Source organism: Roseibium sediminicola (genome assembly GCF_023156505.1).
Classification (GTDB): Bacteria; Pseudomonadota; Alphaproteobacteria; order Rhizobiales; family Stappiaceae; genus Roseibium; species Roseibium sediminicola.
Genome location: NZ_JALNMJ010000010.1, coordinates 54,083 through 80,144, shown reverse-complemented (window position 1 = coordinate 80,144; position 26,062 = coordinate 54,083). Strand labels below are relative to the sequence as shown.

Annotated in this window: 17 protein-coding genes; 11 read left to right on the top strand and 6 right to left on the bottom strand. The window is 62.2% G+C overall.

The features are described from left to right. Positions 1 to 76: 76 nt before the first annotated feature. A complete protein-coding gene (recN, locus tag M0H32_RS15300; RefSeq protein ID WP_248155510.1) occupies positions 77 to 1,744 on the top strand; it encodes a DNA repair protein RecN in 1,668 nt (555 codons plus the stop codon). 80 nt (positions 1,745 to 1,824) lie between these two features. Here recN and M0H32_RS15295 read toward each other — a convergent pair whose 3' ends face one another. After that, positions 1,825 to 2,061 carry a hypothetical protein gene (locus M0H32_RS15295; protein WP_248155508.1) on the bottom strand — a complete coding sequence of 79 codons (237 nt, stop codon included), beginning with the start codon at positions 2,059 to 2,061 and terminating at the stop codon, positions 1,825 to 1,827. 147 nt (positions 2,062 to 2,208) lie between these two features. On the opposite strand from M0H32_RS15295, the gene ligA reads away from it, so the two are divergent. The 3 genes from ligA (at position 2,209) to M0H32_RS15280 (ending at position 9,413) form a co-directional block, all read left to right on the top strand. Then, a complete protein-coding gene (gene ligA, locus M0H32_RS15290) occupies positions 2,209 to 4,362 on the top strand; it encodes an NAD-dependent DNA ligase LigA (protein WP_248155506.1) in 2,154 nt (717 codons plus the stop codon). Between the two features lie 273 nt (positions 4,363 to 4,635). After that, entirely contained in the window at positions 4,636 to 6,693 is a 2,058-nt protein-coding gene (locus M0H32_RS15285) for a methyl-accepting chemotaxis protein (RefSeq protein WP_248155504.1), read from the top strand. Positions 6,694 to 6,974: 281 nt separating this feature from the next. Beyond that, the gene (locus tag M0H32_RS15280) at positions 6,975 to 9,413 is read left to right on the top strand and encodes a DUF3553 domain-containing protein (RefSeq protein ID WP_248155502.1); all 2,439 of its coding nucleotides are present in this window, start codon (positions 6,975 to 6,977) and stop codon (positions 9,411 to 9,413) included. Between the two features lie 181 nt (positions 9,414 to 9,594). Here the strand turns inward: M0H32_RS15280 and M0H32_RS15275 are convergent, their stop codons facing one another. Next, positions 9,595 to 10,074 (bottom strand): hypothetical protein, encoded by a 480-nt coding sequence (locus tag M0H32_RS15275; protein WP_248155500.1) that lies wholly within the window; start codon positions 10,072 to 10,074, stop codon positions 9,595 to 9,597. 464 nt (positions 10,075 to 10,538) lie between these two features. Here M0H32_RS15275 and M0H32_RS15270 point away from each other — a divergent pair, with 464 nt between their 5' ends. Further along, positions 10,539 to 11,267, top strand: a complete 729-nt coding sequence (locus tag M0H32_RS15270; RefSeq protein ID WP_248155498.1) for a response regulator — start codon at positions 10,539 to 10,541, stop codon at positions 11,265 to 11,267. Then, positions 11,251 to 12,603 carry a sensor histidine kinase gene (locus M0H32_RS15265; protein ID WP_248155496.1) on the top strand — a complete coding sequence of 451 codons (1,353 nt, stop codon included), beginning with the start codon at positions 11,251 to 11,253 and terminating at the stop codon, positions 12,601 to 12,603. Before M0H32_RS15270 ends, M0H32_RS15265 begins: the two co-directional genes overlap by 17 nt. Before the next feature lie 236 nt (positions 12,604 to 12,839). Here M0H32_RS15265 and M0H32_RS15260 read toward each other — a convergent pair whose 3' ends face one another. Then, a complete protein-coding gene (locus M0H32_RS15260; protein ID WP_248155494.1) occupies positions 12,840 to 13,403 on the bottom strand; it encodes a tetratricopeptide repeat protein in 564 nt (187 codons plus the stop codon). 139 nt (positions 13,404 to 13,542) lie between these two features. On the opposite strand from M0H32_RS15260, the gene M0H32_RS15255 reads away from it, so the two are divergent. After that, entirely contained in the window at positions 13,543 to 14,433 is an 891-nt protein-coding gene (locus M0H32_RS15255; RefSeq protein ID WP_248155492.1) for a 50S ribosomal protein L11 methyltransferase, read from the top strand. A gap of 82 nt (positions 14,434 to 14,515) precedes the next feature. On the opposite strand, the gene M0H32_RS15250 is transcribed toward M0H32_RS15255, so the two are convergent. Then, positions 14,516 to 14,719 carry a hypothetical protein gene (locus M0H32_RS15250; protein WP_248155490.1) on the bottom strand — a complete coding sequence of 68 codons (204 nt, stop codon included), beginning with the start codon at positions 14,717 to 14,719 and terminating at the stop codon, positions 14,516 to 14,518. 347 nt (positions 14,720 to 15,066) lie between these two features. Between M0H32_RS15250 and M0H32_RS15245 the strand changes: the two genes are divergently transcribed. Together M0H32_RS15245 and M0H32_RS15240 are read left to right on the top strand one after the other, a co-directional pair. Next, positions 15,067 to 16,881, top strand: coding sequence for an aminopeptidase P family protein (locus tag M0H32_RS15245; RefSeq protein WP_248155488.1), 1,815 nt, complete (start codon positions 15,067 to 15,069; stop codon positions 16,879 to 16,881). Positions 16,882 to 16,915: 34 nt separating this feature from the next. Beyond that, positions 16,916 to 17,950, top strand: a complete 1,035-nt coding sequence (locus M0H32_RS15240; protein ID WP_248155486.1) for a phytanoyl-CoA dioxygenase family protein — start codon at positions 16,916 to 16,918, stop codon at positions 17,948 to 17,950. Positions 17,951 to 18,254: 304 nt separating this feature from the next. Here the strand turns inward: M0H32_RS15240 and M0H32_RS15235 are convergent, their stop codons facing one another. Both M0H32_RS15235 and M0H32_RS15230 read right to left on the bottom strand, forming a co-directional pair. Then, positions 18,255 to 19,898 (bottom strand): chloride channel protein, encoded by a 1,644-nt coding sequence (locus tag M0H32_RS15235; RefSeq protein ID WP_248155484.1) that lies wholly within the window; start codon positions 19,896 to 19,898, stop codon positions 18,255 to 18,257. A gap of 126 nt (positions 19,899 to 20,024) precedes the next feature. After that, a complete protein-coding gene (locus tag M0H32_RS15230; protein WP_248155483.1) occupies positions 20,025 to 20,519 on the bottom strand; it encodes a thioesterase family protein in 495 nt (164 codons plus the stop codon). Positions 20,520 to 20,646: 127 nt separating this feature from the next. Between M0H32_RS15230 and M0H32_RS15225 the strand changes: the two genes are divergently transcribed. Both M0H32_RS15225 and M0H32_RS15220 read left to right on the top strand, forming a co-directional pair. Beyond that, on the top strand, positions 20,647 to 22,071 hold the full coding sequence (locus tag M0H32_RS15225) for an FAD-binding oxidoreductase (protein ID WP_248155481.1): 1,425 nt from the start codon (positions 20,647 to 20,649) through the stop codon (positions 22,069 to 22,071). 149 nt (positions 22,072 to 22,220) lie between these two features. Then, positions 22,221 to 26,060, top strand: a complete 3,840-nt coding sequence (locus M0H32_RS15220; protein ID WP_345779336.1) for an AsmA family protein — start codon at positions 22,221 to 22,223, stop codon at positions 26,058 to 26,060. Positions 26,061 to 26,062 lie beyond the last annotated feature (2 nt).

The following is a 26,062-nucleotide window of genomic DNA, read 5'->3' as shown; positions in this document are numbered from 1 at the left end:
GAAATGCCCAATCAGGCTCTTTCAAGATGTCTCGGTCCTCCTATATGGTGGGCCGAACTTTAAGGAGCTTCCCTATATGCTGGTCACGCTGTCTATCCGTGACATCGTCCTGATCGACCGTCTTGATCTTGATTTTGCCGCCGGTATGTCGGTCCTGACCGGGGAAACCGGCGCGGGCAAATCCATTCTTCTCGACTCCCTTTCCCTGGCGCTTGGTGCGCGCGGGGACGCGGATCTCGTGCGTCACGGCGAGGCACAGGGACAGGTCACGGCCGTCTTCGACGTTGCCGGCGATCATCCGGTGCGCCTGTTTCTCAGGGAAAACGATGTCGACGATGATGGCGACATCATCCTGCGCCGGATCCAGACCGCCGATGGCCGCACCCGGGCCTTCATCAACGATCAGCCGGTCAGCGCCGGTCTGATGCGCCAGGCGGGGGCGCTGCTGGTCGAAATCCATGGCCAGCATGACGACCGCGCTCTGGTCGATCCGGAGAGCCATCGGGCTCTGATCGATGTGTTCGGCGGGCTGACCGCTGAGGCTGACGCCGTTGCGGCGGCTTATGCCGCCTTCAAATCCGCGGAAAAGGCGGTCACCGAACACGAGCGGCGGATCGAGGCGGCCCGAAACGAGGCCGATTATTTGCGCGCTTCTGTCGAGGAACTGTCGCAGCTGAAACCTCAGGCTGGCGAAGAGGAGCAGCTCGCCGCCCGCCGCACCGACATGATGGCGGTCGAAAAGATCGCCGGCGACCTCAACGAGGCCTTCGAAACCCTCAACGGCTCGGCATCGCCGATCCCGGAACTGGCCAGCCTGCTGCGCCGCCTGGAGCGCAAGGCCGACCAGGTGCCGCAGCTTCTGGGCCAGCCCGTGCGCTCGCTCGCCGGGGCGCTGGACCAGCTTGAAGAAACACGTGGCGGACTGGAAACCGCTCTGCGTGAGACCGAGTTCGATCCGCGTGAACTGGAAAGCGTCGAGGAACGCCTGTTCGCACTGCGCGCAGCGTCGCGGAAATTCTCCGTTCCCGTCGAGGAGCTGGCCGCGTTGTGCGAAACGATGTCGAATGATCTTGCCGATCTCGACGCGGGCGAAGACAAGTTGGCGGCTCTGGTCGAAGCCGCCGCCAAGGCCCGCGCCACTTACGACAAGAAGGCCGCCGCCCTGTCGGAGAAGCGCCGCAAGACGGCCAAAGCCCTGGAAAAGGCGGTCGAAAAGGAACTGCCCGATCTCAAGCTGGAGCGCGCGAAGTTCATCGTTGAACTGCAGAGCGACCCGGCAAGCCCGGGCCGCAGCGGCATCGACCAGCTGGAATTCCACGTTCAAACCAACCCGGGCACCCGGCCCGGGCCGATGATGAAGGTCGCGTCCGGCGGCGAACTCTCGCGCTTCCTGCTGGCGTTGAAAGTGTGTCTGGCGGACAAGGGCTCGGCGCCGACGCTGGTCTTTGACGAAATCGACACCGGCGTCGGCGGCGCGGTTGCCGAGGCCATCGGCCTGCGCCTGGCGCGGCTCGCCGCCAGCGTTCAGGTGCTGACCGTCACGCACGCACCGCAGGTGGCCGCGCGCGCGGAAGGCCATTTCCTGATCGCCAAGGAAGCCTTGAAGCGGGACCGGGTGGCGACCCGGGTCCAGCGCATCGACGAAGACCACCGCAGCGAGGAAATCGCCCGCATGCTGGCCGGCAGCGTCATCACCGAGGAAGCCCGCGCCGCCGCGCGCAGGCTGCTGACGGCGGCGGAGTAGCTTCGCGGCAGGACGCAAGGAAAAGGCGGACGCCGAAGCATCCGCCTGGATAAGTCATCCACGACACGAAACAGGCCCGATCAATTGCCCTCCTTCGGGACAATCACCTTGTCCGGAACGTCCGGCAGCGGGATCTTGTCCGCGTCCAGGTTGGGCACGTTCAACTCGATGCTAAGCTCGTTGTCGTCCTGGAAATAGCCTTCCATATAGAGCAGCGCACCGGCAAGGAGCGCCATGGCCAGGCCGCCAGCGACAAACCAGCCGGCGCTGCTGAACGCGGACTTGTCCTGGTAGCGCTTGTGGTCTTCGTAAGCCATTTGGGTCTCCTTCATTCCAAACTGTCGGCAGCGTGACTCGATGCCGGTCTGTGGTATCAACTCTTGAGCCCGCCCGCTGGTTCCGCTATCGGGAGAAGACCGGTGATCACATCGGTGCCCTCCGTTGACATATTCCGTGAAGAGAACATGACCGACACCTCGACCGCCCAGATTGATGTTGCCGCGCTCACCCAGGAGGAGGCGCAGGTGGAACTGAAGCGGCTGGCAGCGGAAATCGCCGAGCACGACAGGCGCTATCACCAGGAGGACGCTCCGACCATCTCGGATGCGGACTATGACGCGCTGCGCCTGCGCAATTCCGCGATCGAGGCCCGGTTTCCAAATCTCATTCTTGCCGACGGCCCGTCCGCGAATGTCGGCGCGGCTCCGGCCTATGGTTTCGGAAAGATCACCCACCGGGTGCCTATGTTGTCGCTGGACAACGCTTTTCAGGACGACGACGTCCAGGACTTTGTCGGCCGGGTGCGCCGCTTCCTGAAATTCGATCCGCTTCAGGGCGTTCTGGCGGTGACTGCCGAGCCGAAGATCGACGGTCTGTCCCTGTCTCTGCGCTATGAAAACGGCGAGCTGGTCTACGCCGCCACGCGCGGTGACGGCACAACGGGTGAAAACGTCACCGCCAATGCGAAGACCATCAAGGACATTCCGGAAAAGCTTCTGGGCGACGTGCCGGAAGTCGTCGAGGTGCGCGGCGAAGTCTACATGGCGCACAAGGACTTCCAGGCGCTGAACGAGCGCATGGCCGCCAATGGTGGCAAGGTCTTTGCAAATCCGCGCAACGCGGCGGCCGGCTCGCTGCGCCAGCTGAAATCCGAAATCACTGCCTCGCGTCCTTTGCGCTTTTTCGCCTACGCCTGGGGTGAAATGAGCGCGCTGCCGGAAGACACGCAATTCGGCATGGTCAAGCAGCTGGAGGCCTGGGGGTTCCAGATCAACCCGCTGATGAAGCGCTGCGAGAGCGTCGAGGAGCTGCTCGGCGTCTATCACGGCATCGAGGAAAGCCGCGCCCAGCTCGACTACGACATCGATGGGGTCGTCTACAAGGTCGATCGGCTCGACCTGCAGGAGCGCCTGGGGTTTGTCTCCCGTTCGCCCCGCTGGGCGATCGCGCACAAGTTCCCGGCCGAACAGGCCTACACGATCCTCAACGACATCGAGATCCAGGTCGGCCGCACCGGAGCCTTGACGCCGGTCGCCAAGCTCGAACCGATCACCGTCGGCGGCGTGGTCGTCTCCAACGCCACGCTGCACAATGAGGACTATATCAAGGGCATCGGCCAGGACGGCGAGCCGATCCGCGGCGGCAAGGATCTTAGGGTCGGCGACACGGTCAAGATCCAGCGCGCTGGCGACGTTATTCCGCAGATCGTCGACATCGATCTGGACAAGCGCCCGGAGGGCGCGGCGCCATTTGAGTTCCCGACCGTCTGCCCGGCCTGCGGCAGTCATGCGGTGCGCGAGGAAAACGAAAAGACCGGCCGCCGGGACGCGGTGCGCCGCTGCACCGGCGGATTGATCTGCCCGGCGCAGGCGACCGAGAAACTGAAACATTTCGTCTCCCGCAACGCCTTCGACATCGAAGGCTTCGGCGACAAGCAGGTCGATGCGTTCTATCAGGACGGTCTGGTGATGGCCCCGGCGGATATCTTCACGCTGGAGGAACGCGACAAGCGCTCGCTGACCAAGCTGCGCAACCGGGAAGGCTGGGGCGCTGTTTCGGCCAAGAACCTGTTCGAGGCGATCAACGCCCGCCGCGACATCGACCTCCACCGCTTCATCTTCGCGCTCGGCATCCGTCATGTCGGCGAGGGCAACGCCAAGCTGCTCGCCCGGGCCTATGGCTCTTGGGACGCCTTCTACACCGCCATGCAGGCCGCCCATGACGAGGCCGGTGAAGCGTTTGCCGAGCTTAACGACATTGACGGCATCGGCCATATCGTGGCCGAGGCGCTGGTGGAATTTTTCGCCGAACAGCACAATCGCGACCAGCTCGACGCACTGCTCAAGGAAGTCAGCCCGAAGGATCCGGAAAAGATCGACGCCTCCGGCTCGCCGGTGGCGGGCAAGACCGTTGTTTTCACCGGTTCGCTGGAACGCATGACCCGCGACGAAGCCAAGGCGATGGCCGAACGCTTCGGCGCCAAGACCTCGGGCTCGGTCTCAAAAAAGACCGACCTCGTCGTCGCCGGTCCGGGGGCAGGCTCGAAGTTGAAAAAAGCGCAGGAGCTGGAGATCGAAGTGATCTCCGAGGACGACTGGTTCGACCTGGTCGGGGCGTGAGCAGAGCCTGAAACAGGCTCCTCTTTAAAGCAGGATCACTTATCTTTTCGATTTCGTTGATAGTAAAAGTTATTGTTTCCTATGTGTTTTTTTGAGATATATCGATATATTTAACAATAGGGGTTTCTATTATTTATACCACCTAAAATTGATAATGTTGGCATGAAGTTCCAAACCCTGTCATTTCATGTCAAAACGGGTCTTCCGTTAAGGTATGGGTAAGCCCGTATCGGCACCCTTCTTGCACAAAGCCGTTCAAGGAGGGGCGAGGGAATGAAGCGTATCAGGCTGCAGATCGGACTACTGGCATTGGTCCCGATGATTGCCGTGATCGGATTCGCGATCACGAGCGTCTATGAAAAAGCCGTGGTGCGAGCGCATCATGAGTACATGAGTCCCCTGACCCAGATTGCCCAGAATGCGGGCGACCTCATTCATGAGCTGCAGAAAGAGCGAGGCATGAGCGTTGGACTGATCAAGTCCGATTATGCGGCGGGCAACCAGTCCACACTCACAAGCCAGCGTCCCAAGACGGACGCGGCACGCGAGACCTTCGTCTCATATGTCGCAAACGTTGATCTGCACGATAAAGACCTCACAAACGACCTGAACACAATCGTGCGCGGTCTGGAAGAGACAGCCGCTTACAGAAGGTCTGTCGATGACCGACAGTTCAAGGCAGGCGATGTGGTCAAGACCTACACCGGTCAGATCGAGGAACTGCTTCATGTGATTGCGCTGGCGACCGAGGAAAGCCCGTCGCGGGAAATCACCCACGAATTGCTGCCTTACCTGACGATTGTTGAGGCGATGGAAGCCGGAGGACTGGAGCGGGCCAATGGCGCGGCATTGCTCAATGAATTCAATATGACCGGTAAGGTCAATCAGGATACCTTCCGGAATGTCATTGCCTTCTATGGCGGCGAAAGGGCCTTCTTGAAGGAACTGGAAGCCGTCACCACGCCCGAGCAGTTGAAGCTTTTCAACGACACGGTGAAAGGAGCCGATGTTGACCAGGCGCTGGCCTGGCGCACGGTGATCCACAAGCTGCCGGACACGCAGGACGCTCAAGGCATCGAAGGCACGGCCTGGTTTGCTGCTGCGACCAAGCGGCTGAACCTGATGAAGCAGGTGTCCGACGTCTTCATCGATCGCTCCAAGGCGGCCTCGGCGGCGGATGCCAGCCGCCTCAATCGGGACATCTGGACGCTTGGTCTTGTTGCTGTGGTGTTCGTGATCGGTACACTCGTGCTGGTCGGATATCAGGTGATTTCTATCACGCGCACTTTGAGCCGGCAGCGCGACACCATCACCGAGCTTGCCGGCGGCAATCTGGACGTTGAGGTTCAAGACACCGACCGTCCGGATGAAATCGGCGATATCGCAAGGGCAACCGAAATCTTCCGCGACGGGCTTATCAACCAGAAACGCCTGGAAGAACTGGCGGCGATTGATCGCGAGAAACGGAATGCTCGCAGAACCCAGCTTGAGAATGCCATCAAGGCGTTCGAAGGCTCCGTCACGACCATTCAGGAGCAGCTTTCGAGCGAAACCACCGGCGTGCGCGACAGTGCGGGTGACATGCTGAAAATCGCCATGCACGCGAACGAAAGTGCTGTTGCGGCCAATGCGGCGACGGAAGAGGCGACGACAAACGTGCAGACGGTGGCGTCGGCGGCAGCGGAGCTTTCGGCTTCCATCAGCGAGATTTCCCGCCAGGCGGAATCTGCCATGACCCTCTCTTCCACCGCTGCCGAGACGGCATTGGCGGCCGACCGGGACGTTTCCATTCTTGCTGAGACAGCGGACAAGATCGGTGAAGTCGTGGAGATGATCCGCGCCATTGCCGAACAGACCAACCTTCTGGCGCTGAACGCGACCATCGAGGCTGCGCGCGCCGGGGAAGCCGGCAAGGGCTTCGCGGTTGTTGCGGCGGAAGTGAAGGAGCTTTCCACCCAGACCGCCAAGGCGACAGACGAGATCGCCAGCCAGATTTCCGGTATTCAGGGCTCGACCCAGAAATCCGTCGCCGCGATCCGATCCATCGTGGAAAAGATCGAGGAAGTCCGCTCCGTGACGGAAACGATCGCCGCGTCCGTCGAAGAACAGAACACGGCGACCAGCGAAATCACCCAGAGCATCACCTACGCGTCCGATGGGGCCACGGCGGCGGCCAGCAATGTCGCCGGCGTTTCCAGCTCCATCGACCAGACGCGGGAAAAATCCGAAAACCTCAGCCAGTCCGCGGAACAGCTCGGTCTTGTGGCCAGCGACCTCTCCGGCGCGGTCCGGCGGTTCCTGCAGGAAGTCCGCGAAGACGAGGCCGCCTGACCCGCGGCCCGTCATCGGATACATGCCTCTCCCTTGTCACCCCGGTTTGACGCGCAAGCGACAAGACCGGGACACAGTAGCCCCGGTGCCGGCTGGAGCTGTAGGCGCATGTGTTTACTGGGTCCCGGACTTGGCTGCGCCAATCCGGGATGACAATTGAGATGTGAGCGTTTGGCGCAATCTTGTCCCCACCAAATCCCTTGTTCCCGCCTCGTCAGCGCCGCTTTGTTGCTATATTGTTCTCTCTAACAAGCGCTTGAAGAACACCGGACCAGTAAACCATGACCGACCCGGACGGGTATGACGATCCTTTTGACGATCCCTTTCAGCCGGTCGGCACGCGGGCCGAGCCCGCGCCGGTGCCGGAGCGGCCGCAAGGGGGGATTGCCGCGCGGGCGATGGCGGCCCGGCGTGCCCCGGATTATCTGACCGGGCTCAATCCGGAACAGCGGCTGGCCGTGGAAACAACGGAAGGCCCTGTGCTGGTGCTGGCAGGCGCCGGCACCGGCAAGACCCGGGTGCTGACCACGCGCATTGCCCATATCCTGGCAAGCGGACTGGCGCGCCCGTCCGAGATCCTCGCCGTGACCTTCACCAACAAGGCCGCGCGCGAGATGAAGGAGCGCATTGCCGGCTTTGTCGGCGGCAATGTCGAAGGCATGGCCTGGCTCGGCACCTTCCACTCGATCTGCGTGAAGATCCTGAGGCGGCATGCAGAACTGGTCGGATTGAAATCGTCCTTCTCGATCCTCGACACCGACGACCAGATCCGCCTGATCAAGCAGATTATCCAGGCCGAGGGCCTCGACGACAAGCGATGGACCGCCAAGGCCTTTGCCGGCATGCTCGACAGCTGGAAGAACCGGGCGCTGACGCCGAAGGACGTCCCGGAAGGCGAAGCACGCGCGTTTGCTAACGGCCGCGGCCGCAAGCTCTACGAGGAATACCAGGAACGTCTGTCGATCCTGAACGCCGCCGATTTCGGTGACTTGCTGTTGCATGTCATCACGCTGTTCAAGACCCAGCCGGATGTCCTGAAGGACTATCAGCTCCGCTTCCGATACATGCTGGTCGACGAATACCAGGACACCAACATTGCCCAGTATCTGTGGCTGCGCCTGCTGGCCCAGGGTAATCCGAATGTCTGCTGCGTCGGCGACGACGACCAGTCGATCTATGGCTGGCGCGGCGCCGAGGTCGACAACATCCTGCGCTTCGAGCATGACTTCAAGGGCGCGGAAGTGATCCGCCTGGAGCGCAATTACCGCTCCACCAGCCACATTCTGGCCGCCGCCTCGCACCTGATTTCCTTCAACGAGGGCCGGCTCGGCAAGACGCTGTTCACCGATTTCGATGAGCCGGACCATGACCTTGTCTCGGTTGCCTCCGTCTGGGACTCGGAAGAGGAAGCCCGCACCATCGGCGACGAAATCGAAGCCTTGCAGTCCAAGGGCCATGCGCTCAACGAGATGGCCGTTCTGGTGCGCGCCTCGTTCCAGATGCGCGAGTTCGAAGAACGCTTCGTCACACTCGGCCTCAATTACAGGGTGATCGGCGGTCCTCGTTTCTATGAACGCATGGAAATCCGCGACGCCATGGCCTACCTGCGCTGTGTGGCGCAGCCTGCGGACGATCTCGCCTTCGAGCGCATCGTCAACACGCCCAAGCGCGGGCTCGGCGACGCCACGCTGAAACTGGTGCATGGCCTGGCCCGTGCCGAGCGCATCCCCCTGATGCAGGCGGCCAGCCAATTGATCGATACGGAAGAGCTGAAGCCCAAGCCGCGCAACGCGCTGAAAACCGTGCTCGACAATTTCGAGCGCTGGCGGCGCCAGCTCGACCAGATCAAGCACACGGACCTCGCCGAAATCATTCTGGATGAAAGCGGCTACACGGAAATGTGGCGCCTGGACAGGTCCGCCGAAGCGCCCGGACGTCTCGACAACCTGAAGGAACTGATCCGGTCTATGGAGGAGTTTGAATCCCTGGCCGGGTTCCTGGAGCATATTTCCCTGGTGATGGACCGCGACAGCGCCGATGCCTCCGACGCCGTTTCGATCATGACGCTGCATTCGGCCAAGGGGCTGGAATTCGACACCGTGTTTCTTCCCGGCTGGGAGGAGGGCCTCTTTCCGCATCAGCGCTCACTGGACGAGAGCGGCAGAGCAGGCCTTGAGGAAGAGCGGCGCCTTGCCTATGTCGGCATCACCCGGGCCAAGAAGCGTGCGAAACTCTATTTTGCCTCCAACCGGCGCATTCATGGCCTGTGGCAATCGACCGTGCCCTCGCGGTTCCTGGATGAGTTGCCACCGGATCACGTCGAGATCGGCGAGCCCAGCTCCAACTATGGCGGATATGCCGGCGGCGGATACGGCCCGTCCCGTTTCGACAGCCACGATCCCTTCGATGGCGGCAGCTATTCGACGCCCGGCTGGAAACGGGCGCAGCGCAACCGCCAGTCCTCCAACGGCTTCTCGGATGGTGGCGGCCGCGGTTACCAGTCCGCTCGCCAGAAACGCCAGGGTCCACTCACCATCGAGGGAGAACTGGTCGCCAGGTCGGTCAGCGACGCACCGTCGGCCTATTCCCTCGGCGAACGGGTCTTCCACATCAAGTTCGGCTATGGCGCGATCCAGTCGATCGAGGGCAACAAGCTGACCATCGATTTCGAAAAGGCCGGCGTGAAGAAGGTCATCGACAGCTTCGTCGAACGGCATTGAAGCCGGTTGTCTCCTGGCCACGCTCCCCCAAAAAAGACCGGCCACCCGAAGGTGGCCGGCCGGTTTCCCGATGTGAGGCAGGCAATCGCATTCAAGTTGTGGGCACGACTACAGGTGTTCGGGAAACCTGGCCCGACCAGGCCGACATGGGGGGAGGGCGGCCGGGCGTTCCACTAGGGTCTTAAGCCGTGTAATCGGCGAGCAGCGAGGCGATGCTGCCGGTCTGTTCGCCCGAGCCGTCATAGGTGGAGCCGCTTTGCAGCTGGCTGAGAATGGCGCTCATCAATTCGTCCATCGAACCGCCGCCTTCACCGCCTGGAGGCGGCGGGCCCTGGCCTTCGGGCGGCCGGCCAAGCTCTCCTTCTTCGAACATTTCGGCCAGATGGTCGGCCTGGTCCTGGCCCAGCGTGCCCGCCTCGACCTGCTCGGCAAGCATGGATTCGAAATTCGCCTGGATCTCTTCCTGTGACGGCGGGGCGCTGCCCGGGGCCGGCGGGCCGTTTTCCATGCGCTCGGCATGCATGGCATCGAGCGCCTCCATCATCGCGTCCTGGTCTTCCGCAGTGATCTCTCCCGCTTCGACCTGCGCACTCAAATTGTTGACCACCTGGTCGCGCGGCGAGCCGCCCGGTGGCATCATGGGCATTGAACCGATCTGCATCTTCGTTTGCTCCTGAAAAGGGACGACGCCTTGACTTCGAAGACGGTGATGCCCGAAAGGTTAACGAGGTCTTAACCGGTGGGAGGTGCTGTTTTCGGCATGTTTCCGCGGTTTTTTCCGGAAATGACGAGAAACACTTTTCCGGCGTAAGACTCCCGGAAAGCGGATGAAAATTCCGCCGGATGAGGCAATATACCAACCTCAATAGATAGGAACCGATCTGATGGCTCTGATCCGGTTTGGCCGGCAAGGCGCGTTGCGCAGGACGGCCTGGTTGGCCGTTCAAGCAGCGCAACGCTGTCCGGCGGGCCGGAGCTGGCCACCGAAGGCCGTGTTTGGGGACTGTTCAGCCGCGTCGCAGATTTTGACCGATAAACCAAATCGCCCTGCAACCTGCTCCTTGCCGAACAGTCCCCAAACGCGGTCAGATCGGTTCCTATCTATTGAGGTTGGTATAGGACAGAATGCACAAACCCTCTCATATCCTGGTTGTCGAGGACGATTCGGAGATCGGTCTCCTGATCAAGCGGCATCTGGTCGCCAATGATTTCAAGGTGACGCTCGCCCGGGACGGAGCCGAGATGGACCGGCTTCTGGCCAGCAACCGGGTCGACCTGATCCTGCTCGACCTGATGCTGCCCGGCGAGGACGGCCTCAGCATCTGCCGGCGTCTCAGGGCGACCAGCTCCGTGCCGATCATCATTGTTTCCGCCAAGAACGAAGACATCGACCGGGTCGTCGGCCTGGAAGTCGGCGCGGACGATTATGTGCCCAAGCCGTTCAATCCGCGCGAACTGATCGCCAGGGTGCGGGCTCTGTTTCGCCGGGTGGAACTTGGCGGCGTGTCGGCACCGGCGGCCGCCGGCAAGCTGAGTTTTGAGGGCTGGCGGATGGATTGCCGCCAGCGCAGCCTGCACAACACCGACGGCGCACTGATTTCCGTCACTCCCGCGGAATTCACCCTGCTTCAGGTTCTGGCGGAACGAGCGGGCCGCGTGCTCAGCCGGGAGCAGCTGGTCGAGCTGACCCTCGGCCAATTCGGCGCCACCAATGGCCGCAACATCGACATCCTGATCAGCCGGCTCCGCTCGAAGCTCGAGGCCGGCGGAGCGCCTTACCAGTTCATCCGGACGGTCCGAGCCGGCGGATATGAATTCGTTGCCCCGGTCACGCGCGATGATGCGGCTGGTTAAACACTTCTGGCCGGACACGATGCTGTATCAGATCCTGGTGCTGCTCGCGGTGTCGGGCCTGTTCATGGTTCTGGTTGGGGCAGCCAGCTTTTATTTCCTGAAAGAGCGTCTCGATCGGAATCCGTCCGTCATGAACAGTCATCTTGTGAGCGTAGCCGTAGCAAAGCTCAATGAGACACCTGCAGACGAGCGACGCGAGGTTCTTGCCGCACTTCATGGTGAACTTCCCGATCTGATGCTGGAACTGGTCGATGAAAACGCGCTGACCGTCAGCGGCGGCGCCAGCGACGGCGAGCATTTCGGCCCCTTCGTGACCGGGAATACCCTTCTCGGTATGCGCATCGAACATGTTGTGGCCCCTCAAAAACGCGGCAAGAACGCACCTCCGCTGCTGTTTATCCGGCTGCGTGACGGGGCGCTTGTTGCCGCTGAATGGGGTATGCGCGGCCCGCCGCCACCGGTTCTAGGCGAACCTTTTCTCCTCTTTTTCGGTTTTCTGGCACTCAGTTTCTGCGGCCTGATGATCTGGGCGGCACGCAGTTTGGCGGGGCCTTTGGCAGCCCTTGCTGCCTCCGCAAGATCCTTTGGAGAGACCTCCACCTCTCCCGTGCCGATCAGGGAAAGCGGCCCCCGCGAAGTGCGCGCGGCAGCGACCGCTTTCAATCGCATGCAGCACCGGATCAACGAATTCCTGGAAAAGCGCACGCGCATGCTTGCGGCCGTCAGTCACGATCTCAGAACACCTCTGACCCGTCTGCGGCTTCGTCTCGACCTTCTGGAGCCGGGCGACATTCGGGATCGAAGCCTGCGGGACCTTCAACTGATGGAAGGACAGATCGACGCCGCGCTGACCTTTCTGCGCGACGGGGCGAGCGCGGAATCGGTCCAGCGCATCGATCTGCCCAGTTTCCTGCAATCCCTGTGCGATCAATATGCCGATACCGGCCACGCGGTGAAACTGCGCTATGACGGCCGCCTGTCGGTGATGGCGCGCAACACCGAGCTGCAGCGGGCGTTCTCCAACCTGATCGACAACGCGCTTTTCTATGCCTTCGGGGTGGAGATCCTGGCCTACCGGGACGCCGATCATATTCGCGTCGATATCGTCGACCACGGCCCGGGCATCGCGGCGGCGGACCGTGCGCGGCTTCTGGAACCGTTCGAGCGCGGTGACGCTGCTCGCCAGATCCGCGAAGGCACCGGCTTCGGCCTTGGTCTTCCCACTGCGAAGTCAATTGTGGAAGCGGCGGGCGGACGTCTGGAGCTATCCGACACTCCGGGCGGAGGCCTCACGGTGTGCCTGCATCTGCCGGTGGTTGAGGGCGGGGCGGAATAAGTCCGGCCGTTGGCCGCGACCGGTAAAGCGGGCAAATGCCTGAGCCTACACAACATATTCAGCGTCATCCTGAGGAGGGCCTTCAGGCCCGTCTCGAAGGATCTGCTGCGCACTATGGAGCAAGTGTCCGATCCTTCGAGACAGCCCTTCGGGCTTCCTCAGGATGACGCTGAATGTGTTGGGTTGCCGATGAAGGTGTCGGGCCTCCCAGGTTATTTCCTGGGGCTGGTGCAGTCCTAAAGATCCACCCCCTTGGGCTGGATCAGCATGTCGCGTTCCTTCAGGAACGGGTGGATCTTGACGGCTTCGCGCAGGGCTTCCTGTCCGAGCTTCACCCGGCCGAGGGTCATGAAGATCATCGCCCTTCCCGACAGGGCGCCGAAATGGCGTGGCTCCAGTTCCAGCGTGCGCTCGATATCCTCCAGGCTCGCCTCGTAATTGCCTTGCAGGAACAGGACAAAGGCGCGCTGGTTCCAGCCTTCCGAATAGTTCGGGGCCGTTGCGATCACCTCGTCGAGGAGATCCTTGGCGCCCTGAAAGTCATAGAGATTGCGCCGTTGCATCGCGGTCTCGACCTTGACCTGAAGCTCAGGCGTCGGGGCGGCTTCAAGCCAGGATTTCCAGATTTCGTTTTCAATCTGCTCGGCAGCCTGTTCGTCCGGCGCGTTTTTCAAGGCCTCGAACAGGGCCTCCTTGTCCGTGTCGGCGGCGGCCGGCAGCAGAGCGGAAAAAAACGCCGCGACAACAAGCGAAGCGAGGGCAACCGCCCGGCACGAACGGTTTCTTGTTGGGAATGACATCGCATTGTCCTCTCTCTGCGTTATGAAATGGGGCACGCATACAAAATGCCCAGTCTTTTCGCCGGAAGGCGCTGGTTTCGCAGCCTGCTTCCCGCTATACCCCACGCCTTGAATGCTATTACCGAAGACAGGGCCGGTCATGAAAACCATCCGGGTGCGGATCACAGCCGAAGAACTGGAAGCCAAACGGATCGCGGAAATTCTGGAGCGCGCCTTTGAGGATGACGGCAATCCGGTGACCATCTACGAGGCCTCCCCGGACGGGCGCATCTGGTCCGCGGAAATCCTGCTGTTCGACATGGAACCGGACGAAGCCTCGGCAACTGTCCGTGACCGGGTTGGCGCAGACGCCTTCGCCGCGCCGCTCGAGGCGGAAGAACTGCCGGATATCAACTGGGTTGAAAAGAGCCTGGAAGGCCTGAAGCCGGTCCGGGCGGGCCGGTTCATCGTGCATGGCGGTCATGACCGGGACAAGGTGGTTCCGGGCGCGATCGGCCTTGAAATTGAGGCGGCGCTGGCTTTCGGCACCGGCCATCACGGCACCACGGCAGGCTGCCTTGAGGAAATCGACCGGCTCCTGTCCTTGCGCGAATATGACGGCATCCTGGATCTCGGCACCGGCACCGGCGTTCTGGCCATCGCGGCGGCGCTCAAGGGCCGTCAGAGCGTGCTGGCGACCGATATCGACCCGATTGCCACAAAGACAGCGCTGGAAAACGCGCGGCTCAACGGCGCGTCGCATCTCGTCAAGGGGTTCACCGCCAATGGTATGGAAGACCGGCGCTTCAGCCTCTACGGCCCGTTCGACCTGGTGATTGCCAACATCCTGGCGCGGCCCCTGATGAAAATGTCGAAATCCATCGGCGAACACATGACCGCGACCGCGACGCTGGTGCTGTCGGGCCTGCGGGTCGAGGACGGACCGCGCATCCTGTTCGCCTATCGCTGCCAGGGCTTTGTTCTGGACCGGCGCCGGGAAAAGGACGGCTGGCTGACCCTGACGCTGGTGCGGGGCCGCAAGCTGGCGTGAGAATAGACACGAAAAAGCCCGCCGAACGGGTCGGCGGGCTTTTTCAATGCACAGTCTTGTTTCGAAAAACGTCCTGAGCCTCTTAGAAACCGCGGGTGGTGGAACCTTCGCGCTCCAGCTCGTCGCGGTCGTAGCCGTGGGCGGCCAGCGTGGCGTCGTCCAGGGACAACAGGTAGCCGTTGACATAGCGGCGGGCCTGAGCCGAACGGGCTTCAATCATGCGGTCGAAGGCACGGCGCATGAAGCTGCTGCCGGTGCGGGTCGAAGTGGTGGTCGTACGGGTCATCGTGATCTTTCCCATTTGAAGTTTAAGAGCTTCCCCAGAGCATCCTGCGTTCGAGAGAACGCAGGATGCTCTGCATCTAAGAAGCGATCAGCTTTTGGTTGTTCAAGCAGCTCCGCTTGAGCAACCGCTGATCTAGGGAGAAACGTCTTTGTTCTTGTGTGACCTCTATATGCGTGTTCCCGAGCTGCTCAGGTAGCCCTTCCGGCGCATGACTGCCTTGCACTCTTCGCATATGCGAAATGATTGCTGCATTGCAAAATGCAAGAAGAAGCTTTTCTCCCGAACAGGCTGATCCGGAATAATTATCCTGCTTGATCGGAGGCTCCGGCCAAATTACCGTGCGCCGCATGTTTCAGACCTTTGACGATCTCAGCGATCCTTCCTGCGGAGCGCCGCATGCAGCGCTTCTCAGGGCCGAACTCGCCCGCCGCGGCCTTGATGGTTTTCTGATCCCGCGCGCTGATGCGCATCAGGGAGAATATGTGCCGCCGCATGATTGCCGCTTGCAATGGCTGACGGGTTTCACAGGATCGGCGGGCGTTGCGGCCGTGCTCGGCGAAGACGCTGCGATCTTCGTCGACGGTCGCTATACCATCCAGGTGCGCGAACAGGTCGATATGGACGTGTTTCCGGCCCGCCACCTGATCAATGAACCGGTGACGGACTGGCTTGGCTCAAAGCTCAAGCCGGGCCAGAAGCTCGGCATTGATGCCATGCTGCACACCGTGCGCGAGGTGCGCCGCCTGAAAGAGGTCTGCGAGGAAGCGGGCGCCGAGCTGGTAACCCTTGGTGACAATCCGCTCGACAGTGTCTGGGAAGACCGTCCCGAACCGCCGCTCGGCGAGGTTGCGCTTTATCCGGTTTCGCTTGCCGGCCGCGAGGCATCCGACAAGATTGCCGAGATCCAGTCCGCACTGAAAGACAAGAAAGCCGATGCCTGCGTCCTGACGCAGCCCGATTCCATTGCCTGGCTGTTCAACATCCGCGGCTCGGACGTCAGCCACACTCCGCTGCCGCTGTCCTTTGCAACGGTGCCGAGCGACGGCAAGCCCGCGCTTTATATCGACGGCCGGAAGCTGTCCAATTCCGTGCGCGATGCGCTGTCGGATCTGACCGATCTCGGCGAACCGGACGGTTTCGTCTCCGGCCTGAAGACCCTCGGCAAGGCGGGCGCCCGTGTGTTGATCGATCCGGCACTGGCCGGGATCGGCATTGCAGATGCCATTACCGGGGCCGGCGGCACGCTGGTGGAGGCCCAGGATCCGGTGCTGCTGCCCAAGGCCATCAAGAACGCAACCGAGCTCAAGGGCGCGCGTGAAGCGCATATCCGCGATGCCGTCGCCTATGTGAATTTCCTGTGCTGGTTCGACGAGGAAGCCCCCAAGGGAGAACTCGATGAAATCGGCGCTGCGGAAAAGCTTGAGGAGTTTCGGCGGGAAACCGGTGTCCTGAAGGACATTTCCTTCGACACGATTTCAGGTGCGGGGCCGAACGGCGCCATTTGCCACTATCGTGTCAGTCGGTCCAGCAACCTGAATATCCCGCTTGGCAAACCGTTCCTGATCGACAGCGGCGCCCAGTATGAGGACGGCACCACCGACATCACCCGCACCCTTGCGGTGGGGGAGGTCAGCCCGGAAATGAAGAAGCATTTCACGCTGGTGCTGAAGGGCCATATCGCGGTCTCGACGGCGAAGTTCCCCGAAGGCACGACCGGGGCGCAGATCGACACGCTCGCCCGGATCGATCTCTGGAAAGCCGGCCTCGACTTTGACCATGGCACCGGTCATGGCGTCGGTGCCTATCTCGGCGTCCATGAAGGCCCGCAGCGCATTGCAAAGACCGGCACGGTTCCCCTGAAGCCGGGCATGATCCTGTCCAACGAACCGGGCTACTATCCGGCCGGCGAATATGGCATCCGCCTGGAAAACCTGGAAATCGTGACCGAGGCGCGCGATTTGCCGGGCGGTGAGCGGCCGATGCTCGGTTTCGAGACGATCACGCTGGTGCCGATGGATCTGCGCCTCGTGGACGTTTCGCTGCTGACCCAGGCCGAACGGGATTGGCTCAACAGTTATCACGAACGGGTCCGGGCGGAAATCGGCCCGCTTGTCGGTGCAAAGCAGCGGATCTGGCTGGAACAGGCGACCAAAGCTCTTTAAGAAGCGTTGGTCCGATGGAACCAAAGGAAATGGAATGCGCGCGGCAGACGTTCTCAAGATGCCATATTATGCGGCCGAACTGGCCACGGGGGCTAAGTCGTTCTGCGACAATCCGTTGATCGGCAGCCGGCGTCTCAACGAGGCCGGCCTGCATGTCAAACGCATCCAACTGGCGGAGCAAATGGCCGACGCGCGGCGCAGGCGGCTAGCGCATCTGATCAGCGATGCGGACCGCGCTGCCTACCAGCGGGACGGATATATCGAAACGCGGAACGTGTTGCCGGAGGAGCAGCTAGCCGGGCTGCGCAGGGAAATCGAGACCACGCGTTTTGATGCCTGGGACATGCGCCAGGGCAACTCCGTCACCCGGTTCATTCCCCTGCCGCCCAAGGTGCTCAGGAACCTGCCGCATTTGCGCGCTGCTGTCTGGAGCAAACCGCTCCAGAACGGCCTGCGTTATGTCGGTTCCACCAACGGCGATCCGCTGATCTATCTGCACATCGTGCTGACCAATCCGGACGGCAAGCGCAAGGCGGATCCGCAAACGGCGTTCCATTCCGACACGTTCCACCAGACTGCCAAATGCTGGCTGTTTCTCTATGACATTGACGACGCGGAAGGCCCCTTCACCTATATCCCGGGATCGCACCGGCTGACGCCGGAACGGCTCGCCTGGGAGCGGGAGCAGAGCCTGACCGCGTCGACCGACAAGAACCGGCTTCATGCACGCGGATCGTTCCGGCTGCCCGCCAACGAACTCTCCCGGCTGAATTATCCGGATCCTGTCCGCTTCGCTGTTCCCGGAAACTCGCTGGTTGTCGCGGATACCCATGGGTTTCACGCGCGGGCGACAAGCGAGCGGCCGTCCGTCAGGGTTGGCCTCTACGGTTCCCTGCGCCGGAATCCGTTCCTGCCCTGGACCGGTCTGGACGTCTTCAGCCTGCCAGGGGCCAAAGGGCGTCAGGCGCAGATCTACATGGGGCAAAAGGACCTTGAAATGCGTCTGAAAGGCAAGACCTCTCACAAATATGCGGGCAAGGTTCTGCCGACCGAGCCGTCCAGGTTCTAACGGTCGTTCTCGAACCTGGGGCTGAGAACCTAGGGTCAGGACCCATTAATTTGAATGAAATGGTAGGGATGAATTTGTTCGGATACGAGGCGCAAAGCTGCAGGTAACCGTCCGGTTTCCAAAGTTTTGCAACGATGTTGCCGGGCGAATTCACTCTATCCCGGGGACGCAAAAACGGCTTCGATCTGCTTCGTCAAACCGCTCAACCGGGCAGGAAGCCCGCTTGTCGCGCCTTTCCTTGCAGCTCATCGTCGTTTGTTGCGCCATTTCAATCAAATTAAAGGGTCCTGACCCTAGAAACGCTCTAATTGTGCTCTTCCTTGGTCGCGTTGATCAGGGCTGCGTTGAAGTAACGCAGGCCGCGAACGTGACGGGCCGTTCCGATGATCCGCGTCGCGTCGCCCTTGGCGACCACGGGCAAGGCAGCCCTGCCACAGGAATCGAAGCTTTTCAGCGCGCTTTCCAGCGTGTCCGTGTCATGCAGGTAAGGTCCGTCCTCGCCCGCGTTGAAGGCCCGGTCTTCCTCGGCTTCCGGGGGCGGATCCATGAAATCGCGCACCTTGACGGTTTCACTCAGGAACTGGTGCACACCCTCATTGACGAAACAGCCGCGCATGCCGAGCTGCCAGTGGAAATAGGACTTGCCGTGCACGGCTTGCGTCAGCCCTGTCGCAATGGAGACGGCGAGGAGCAGGGCGATGGAGAGTGCGTAGCCGCCGGTCAGCTCAAACACGATCACGGTGGTTGAGAAAGGTGCGCCGAGCACAGCGGCGGCAACGGCCCCCATGCCCAGGATCGCATAGAGGCCATGGCTGGAGGCCATTTCCGGAAAGACCGACGCGGCGATCAGTCCGAATGCCCCCCCGGTCATCGCTCCGAGATAGAGCGATGGCGAGAAGATACCGCCGCCGAAACGCGAGGCCAGGGTGATCGCCGTTGCCGCCGTCTTGACCACCAGAAGCGTCAGCATGGTTGCGATCGGCAGCTGGTGTTTCAGGGCAAGGTCGGTTGCTTCATAGCCGACGCCCAAAATACCGGGAAAAAAGATGCCGAGTGCGCCGACGGCGAGACCGCCGAGCACCGGACGCAACCAGAGCGGCATGGTGATGTTGCGGGCGGTCCAGTCGGTGCCGATCAGAGCGAATTGAAACAGGATGGCGACAGCCGCGCAGGTCAGGCCGAGCAAGGCAAAAGCAGGTATCTCCAGGTAGGACGTAATTTCGTAAAGCGGGATCTCGAAGGCGGCGACATCGCCGAACCATAGCCGCGACAGAAGCGTACCCATCACCGAGGCCAGCACGATCGGCACAAAGGCGGAAACCGCGTAGTGACCGAGGATCACCTCATGGGCAAAGAGGACGCCCGCGATGGGCGCATTGAACGAGGCGGAGACACCGCTGGCAACCGCGCAACCGAGCAGGATACGCCTTGCGGAATCCGGCAGGTGAAAAAAGCTGCAGACCGCCGTTCCGAGCGTGGCACCAAGATGGACAACAGGGCCTTCACGGCCGGCGCTGGCGCCGCTGCCGAGCGAAATCGTCGTTACCAGCGCCGACCACAGACCGGATTTCAGCGGCAGTCCGCGTCCGCCATGGGCGCGCGCCTCGATGACATCGGCGACGCCGCCGGCCCGCTGCTGCGGGTGAAACTTGTGCAGGATCCAGCCGACGACCAATCCGCCGACCGCCGGCGCCAGCAGGATCACCCACCAGGGCTGTTCCGCGGCCGCCTGCCAGGTGCGTTCCGTTGTCGTCTGGAGCCAGGGCAACTGGATGAAGCCGATCGCCGTTCGAAAGGCAATGGCGGCGAGCGCGACCAGCGCCCCGACTAGAATGGCCAGGCCCCAGACGAGATGAAGCCGGCTTGAGCGGAACTGGCGCACGTTGGGCGTGATCCAGCTGACAAGGATGCTGGGAAGGTGGCTGGCTGTTTCCAGTATTTTACGCATCGATCACGCGAAAGAGTTGCCTGTGCTTGTTCTGTCCGCATTGTGCCCGAGTCGGACGGAAAGAACAGGGTTGCGACCCGCAAAGATGTCCTGTTCACATGCATTTGCGCCGGTCTGGCACTCGTTTCAGGACTTTTTCCTGATTTCGATATGCCGGCCTGCGCGTTCAGGTCTGGGCAGACCCGCATGGGCGTTTCCAAGATCGGTCAGGTTGGCGAGGATATCCTCCGGCCAGGGCGCAACCTTGCGGGCGGTCATGTCGACATGCAGGCTCATCTGCTCGGATGTGGCGGACAGCCAGCCTTCTTCGCCGTGGTGCAGTTCCTGGTAGAAATGCGCGCGTTTGCCGTCGAAATCGATGAGCTGCAGGGTTGCGATCACCGGCATGCCGACGCCGAGCTCGCGGACATAGCAGACATGTACTTCGGCGGTGAAATAGGAGGCTTTCCGGGTTTTGACATAGTCCGGACCCAGGCCGAGCCGGTTGAAAACCTCATCGACCGCCGTGTCGAACAGAACGTTGTAATAGGCCATGTTCAGGTGGCCGTTATAGTCAATCCAGTCCGGCTTGACCTCCATGACACTGCTTTTGACCGGTTCAGGCTGCCAGGTCCCTGTCATACAATTCCTCCGGGTGCTATCAGATCCAGGTGCGTCTGCCCCGATTGGGCTTTGACCTTTCGGGCTTGCGCTAACATATTCAGGTTTTGACCGGATAAACAAAGCCGTGCGCGCGGGAGGAAACAACATGCCTGAATTGGCGACGACGCCGGACGATGCTCAAGATCTTGACGGAAAAGACAATATTGCCAGCGCAGTTGCGCAGCTGAAAGAACGGTTCAAAGAACGCTGTGCGACCTCCAAAGCCCTTCGGGAGCAGCATGGACACACGACCACCTGGCTGCGGAATCAGCCGCCGGACGCGGTCGTGTTCGCCGAAACGACCGAAGAGGTTGCGGACATCGTCCGGGTCTGCGCGCGCTTCAAGGTTCCGGTGATCCCGTTCGGGGCAGGCACATCGCTGGAAGGGCATGTCAACGCGCCGCGGGGCGGGGTATCGATCGACCTGTCGCGCATGAACGCGGTTCTGGAGGTCAATGCGGCCGATCTCGACTGCCGTGTCCAGGCGGGCGTGACCCGCAAGCAGCTCAACAGCTATATCCGTGACACCGGCCTGTTTTTCCCGATTGATCCGGGCGCTGATGCCACGCTTGGCGGCATGGCGTCGACCCGTGCCTCCGGCACCAATGCCGTGCGCTACGGCACGATGAAGGACGCGGTGCTCGGCCTGACCATTGTGACCGCCGACGGGCGTATCATCAGGACCGGCGGCCGGGCGAAAAAATCCTCAGCGGGTTACGATCTCACGCGCCTGTTTGTCGGCGCCGAGGGCACGCTCGGCGTGATCACCGAACTGACCCTGCGCCTGCACGGCCAGCCGGAAGCGATTTCCGGCGGCGTCTGCCCTTTCCCGGATGTTGCGTCTGCCTGCAACGCGGTGAGCACCACCATCCAGATGGGCCTGCCGGTGGCGCGTATCGAACTTCTTGACGAGGTCCAGATCCGCGGCTGCAACATCTATTCGAAACTTGGCCTTGCCGAAACGCCGACCCTGTTCCTGGAGTTTCACGGCTCGGAAGCCGGTGTGCGCGAGCAGTCCGAAATGTTCTCGGCAATTGCCGAAGAATTCGGCGGTGGCCCGTTCGAATGGGCGACCGCGCCCGAGGACCGGACGCGTCTGTGGACCGCCCGTCACGACGCCTACTGGGCCGGCAAGGCGCTGAAACCGGAAGCGCAGATCATGGTGACGGATGTCTGTGTGCCGATTTCCAGTCTGGCCGATTGCGTCGCCGCGACCCATGAGGACATTCGCGCCGAAGGCTTCCTGGCACCGATTGTCGGCCATGTTGGCGACGGCAATTTTCATGTCCAGGTCCTGGTCAACATCGACGATCCGGAGGAAAAGCGCAGAACCGAGAAATTTGTCGAGCGCCTGTCGCTGCGCGCGATTGACATGGGCGGGACCTGCACCGGCGAGCACGGCGTCGGCCAGGGCAAGCAGAAATACATGGCCCGCGAACATGGTGAGGCACTGGAGGTCATGCGCGCGGTGAAGCACGCATTAGATCCGGACAATGTGATGAATCCGGGCAAGATCCTGCCGCAGTCATGATATTGTATCGAATCAGACCAATAAGCTCGATCTGACGTTCTGGTGGCCTCTTTCAGCAAGGGCCGTCGGGCGGCGGCAAAACTGTGTTTGCAGTGCAGCAGCGATCGGGTACACCTGTTTGGTGACTTTGGAGAACAAGGAGACAAGGCCTGAACTCCGTTTATATCACGCTGGGAATAACCGTGATCCTGGTGCTGGTGGCAGCACTGGTGGGGCCGTTCTTTATCGACTGGACCAATTATCGCTCGACGTTTGAAGTCTATGCGGAACGCGCGCTCGGTCACCGGGTCACGGTTCTGGGCGAAGCCGACCTCAGATTGTTGCCTGCACCATCGATCAGTTTTTCCGATGTTCGTGTTGGCGAAGCGGAAGACCCGCTGCTGGTTGTTTCCAAATTCGACATGCGCGTCGAGCTGCCGCCGCTCCTGAAAGGTGAAATCCGGGTCATTGAGATGGAGCTGGACCGGCCGCATCTCTCCCTGGCGCTCGACGAGGCCGGCCGGCTGGACTGGCTGACCGCCATGACGTCAGACGGGGCATTGGCCAAGCTGGCGCCGGAAGACCTGGCCTTCGAAAAAGTCTCCATCCGGGATGGCGCCCTTTCGATTGTGGATGCCCGCTCCGGCGAGACCCACCGGATCGACGATGCCAATCTGTCCGTCTCGGCACGGACCCTGGCCGGCCCCTTCAAGGCCTCCGGCAGCCTGACGCTCAACGGCGCGCCCTATATGGTCAGCATGGCGACAGGGCAGGCGCGGGACGACAGCGGTATCCGGATCAAGGGGGAAGTCACCCCGACGGACCGGCCGGTCAATTTCGCCTTTGACGGCATGTTGCAGGAGGCCGATGCGGCTCCCGCGTTTGATGGCCGCTTCACCATCGCCTCCGTTGCCGTCGACGAGACAGACCCGAACAGCTGGCAGGCGGAGGGCGCGTTCGGGGCCACCATCTCCGAAGTCTCGGTGCCGGAATTCGAATTCCGCTACGGACCGGAAGACCGCCGGCTCAGCATGACCGGCAACGCGGACCTAACCTATTCGGGCGACAAACGCTTCGAAATCCGCGCCAAGTCCAAACAGGTCGATCTGGACCGGCTATTGGGTGGCGGGCCGCAAGCGCCGGTCGACATCGAAACCGCCGCGATGCAATTGGTCGATGCCCTGCGCGCGGTGCCGCTGCCCTCGATCGACGGTGCCATTTCCATGGATGTGCCGGCGCTGGTGGCCGGCGGCGGTGTCATCCAAAATGTCCGTCTCGACCTGGAGACCATGCTGGGCGGCTGGCGCATTGCCCGGCTTGCGGGACGTTTGCCGGGCCGCACCACCGTGGCAACCCAGGGGGATCTCGGGCTGGAGCCGGCGATGAGCTATCGCGGCGCCGTCTCGATCAGTTCCGATCAGCCCGGTTCGCTGCTCGGCTGGTGGCGGCAAAGGGATTTCGGTGTCAGCACCATGGAGCCGGTTTCCCTGGAGGGCCGGTTGAACCTGGTGCCCGAAGGCGCCGCGCTCGACAATCTGCGTCTGACACTTGCCGGGGCTGAAGCCCGCGGTGGGCTCGCCTACCGGAAACCGCGCAACGGCAACTCGGTTTTTTCGCTCAGCCTCGACGCGGACCGGCTCGATCTTGATCAGGTCGAGGGCCTCTCCGCCCTGATCCGGCCTGAGCGGAGCGAAACCGGCACTACCGAAGACCCGAAAGGGCTCGACGTGTCGGTGCGCCTGCGCGCCAAACAGGTGGTCGCCCGCGGCGTGGAAGGCGAGGGCCTGACACTGGAAGCGGAATATTCCGATGGCGGCGTTCGCATCGACCGGTTGTTTGCCAACGATCTTGCCGGAGCCCGTCTTGATGTCGACGGTGAGATCAAGAACCTCTTTTCCGCGCCGGAAGGCAGCGTCTCCGGCACGTTGGATGCCCGGGACCTGTCCGGGCTGGTGGCCTTGACCGGCAGTCTCTTTCCCGAGACCGTCTTTGTCGAGCGTCTGGAAAAAGCGGCCGCAAGTCTTGTGCCGGCCAAGTTTGACGCCCAGCTGCAGGCCGCTGCGCTCGATGGCGGCACGGATATGTCTCTGCGCCTCGACGGCACGGCGGGCGGCGCCGAGACGGCTCTGACGGCGGAGCTGAAAGGCCGCGTCGACGACTGGCATGCGGCCGACATCAATCTGGGTGTCTCCCTGGACGGCCCGGACGGCGGCAAGCTGCTGCAACAGCTCGGTCTGGATGTGATCCCGGTGGATGCCGCTGGTTCCGGGCGGCTGTCGTTGACGGCGGCGGGGAAACCGAAGGACGGGCTCGACATCGCGGTCACCGCCAATGTCGGCGCATCGCAGCTGGAAAGCACCGGGTCGCTGACGCTGGCCAAGGACGCGGATCCCGCCTACCGGATGAGCCTGACCGCCAAAACGGATGATCTCGGCCCATTGGCGCTGATGGCGGGGCGGGTGTTGCCGGTGATGACCGGTACGATCCCGGCCCAGCTTGCCGTCGACCTGGAAGGTGTCGGCAGTGCGGTTGCGGTCAGCCGCGCCGAGGGCGCCGTGGGCGAGACCCGCTTTGAGGCCCGGCTGGAGGGAGATCTCGAACCCGCACCTAGCGAGCGTACCCGGCGCTTCAACGGCGAAATCTCGCTCAATCAGGCGGATCTCAGATCCTTGTCGGAGCTGGTACTTGGGCCGGACCAGTGGTTCGCGGCCGGCGATGGCAGCAGCATGTGGCCTGTCGCCCCGTTCGGCGCTCCATTGCTCGACGGTTTCGATCTGACCCTGGCGTTTCAGGCCGACCGCCTGCGCCTCGACGAAGACAGCGCCATTACCGGACCCAAAGCCGAGTTGAGGATCTCTCCGACGCTGATGCGCCTCGACGGCCTGAGCGGTGCCTTTGCCGGCGGCAATCTTCAGGGCAGCCTGTCGATCCGCCGCTCCGAGGCGGAGGCGGCCGCGTCCGGGCGGGTGAAACTTAACGGTGTCGATCTGCGGCAGGTCAGCTGGCGGCCGGAGGGCCGCGCCGTCGCTTCTGGTACGTTGGACCTGTTTCTGGAGTTCGAAGGCGCCGGCCGCTCGATTTCCGCGATTGTCACCGGATTGTCAGGTGGCGGCACCTTCTCGATGGAAAACGGCGCCTTCCAGGGGCTCAACCCGCAGGCCTTCCCGCTGGTGACCCGCGCGGTCGATGCGGGTCTGGAACTGGAAGACGCCAAGATCCGGGAGGTCTTCGTCAGCCACATGGCCGCCGGCAGCCTGCCGTTCCAGCGCGTCGACGGAACGCTGACGCTTGTGGGCGGACGCCTGAGTGCCCGCAACGTGGTGGTCGATTCCGAAAAGGCGGAGATCTTCGGCTCGGCCGAAGTCAATCTCGGCAGCTACGATCTCGACGCGGATTTCTCGCTGCAGGTCGACCCGGGCGAGGACGCGGTCACCGGCGCCGAGCCGCAGGTGGGTCTTTTGTTCGAGGGGCCGGCGGACGCGCCGTTGCGCCGCATCGATATCGCGCCCTTCACCGCCTACCTGACCCTGCGTGCGTTTGAGCAGGAGGTCGAGCGGGTGGAGAAGCTGCAGGCGGAAATTCTGGAGCGGGACCGGCTGGTGCGTGAGTTGAAGGCACAAAGGGAAGCGACCGACCGAAGGGCGCGTCTTGCCGCGGAGGCGGCGCAGGCAGCAGAAGAAGAGCGTTTGCGTCTGGAAGAAGAACAATCCGGCACAGGCGGGACGGATCAGACCGAGCAGGAAAATTCGGCTTTGCCGCAGGAAAGCGCTCCTGTCACTCCGGCGCCGCGCCGGCAGAGCAGCGTTGTTCCCGCCGAACCGGCCGCTCCCTTCGCCGAGCGTATCCGCGCGGTTCTGGAAACGCCCGGGTCGGACGCCATTGCGGCACCGGCCTCGGCTCCTGCGTCCAAACCGGCTGGCAGCCTGCCGCCGCTGGAGCCGCCGGTTTCGATTGAAGACCTGCTCACCCGGGAAGTTGGCGGACCGCTGGTTCTACCGGGTGCGCAGTAAGA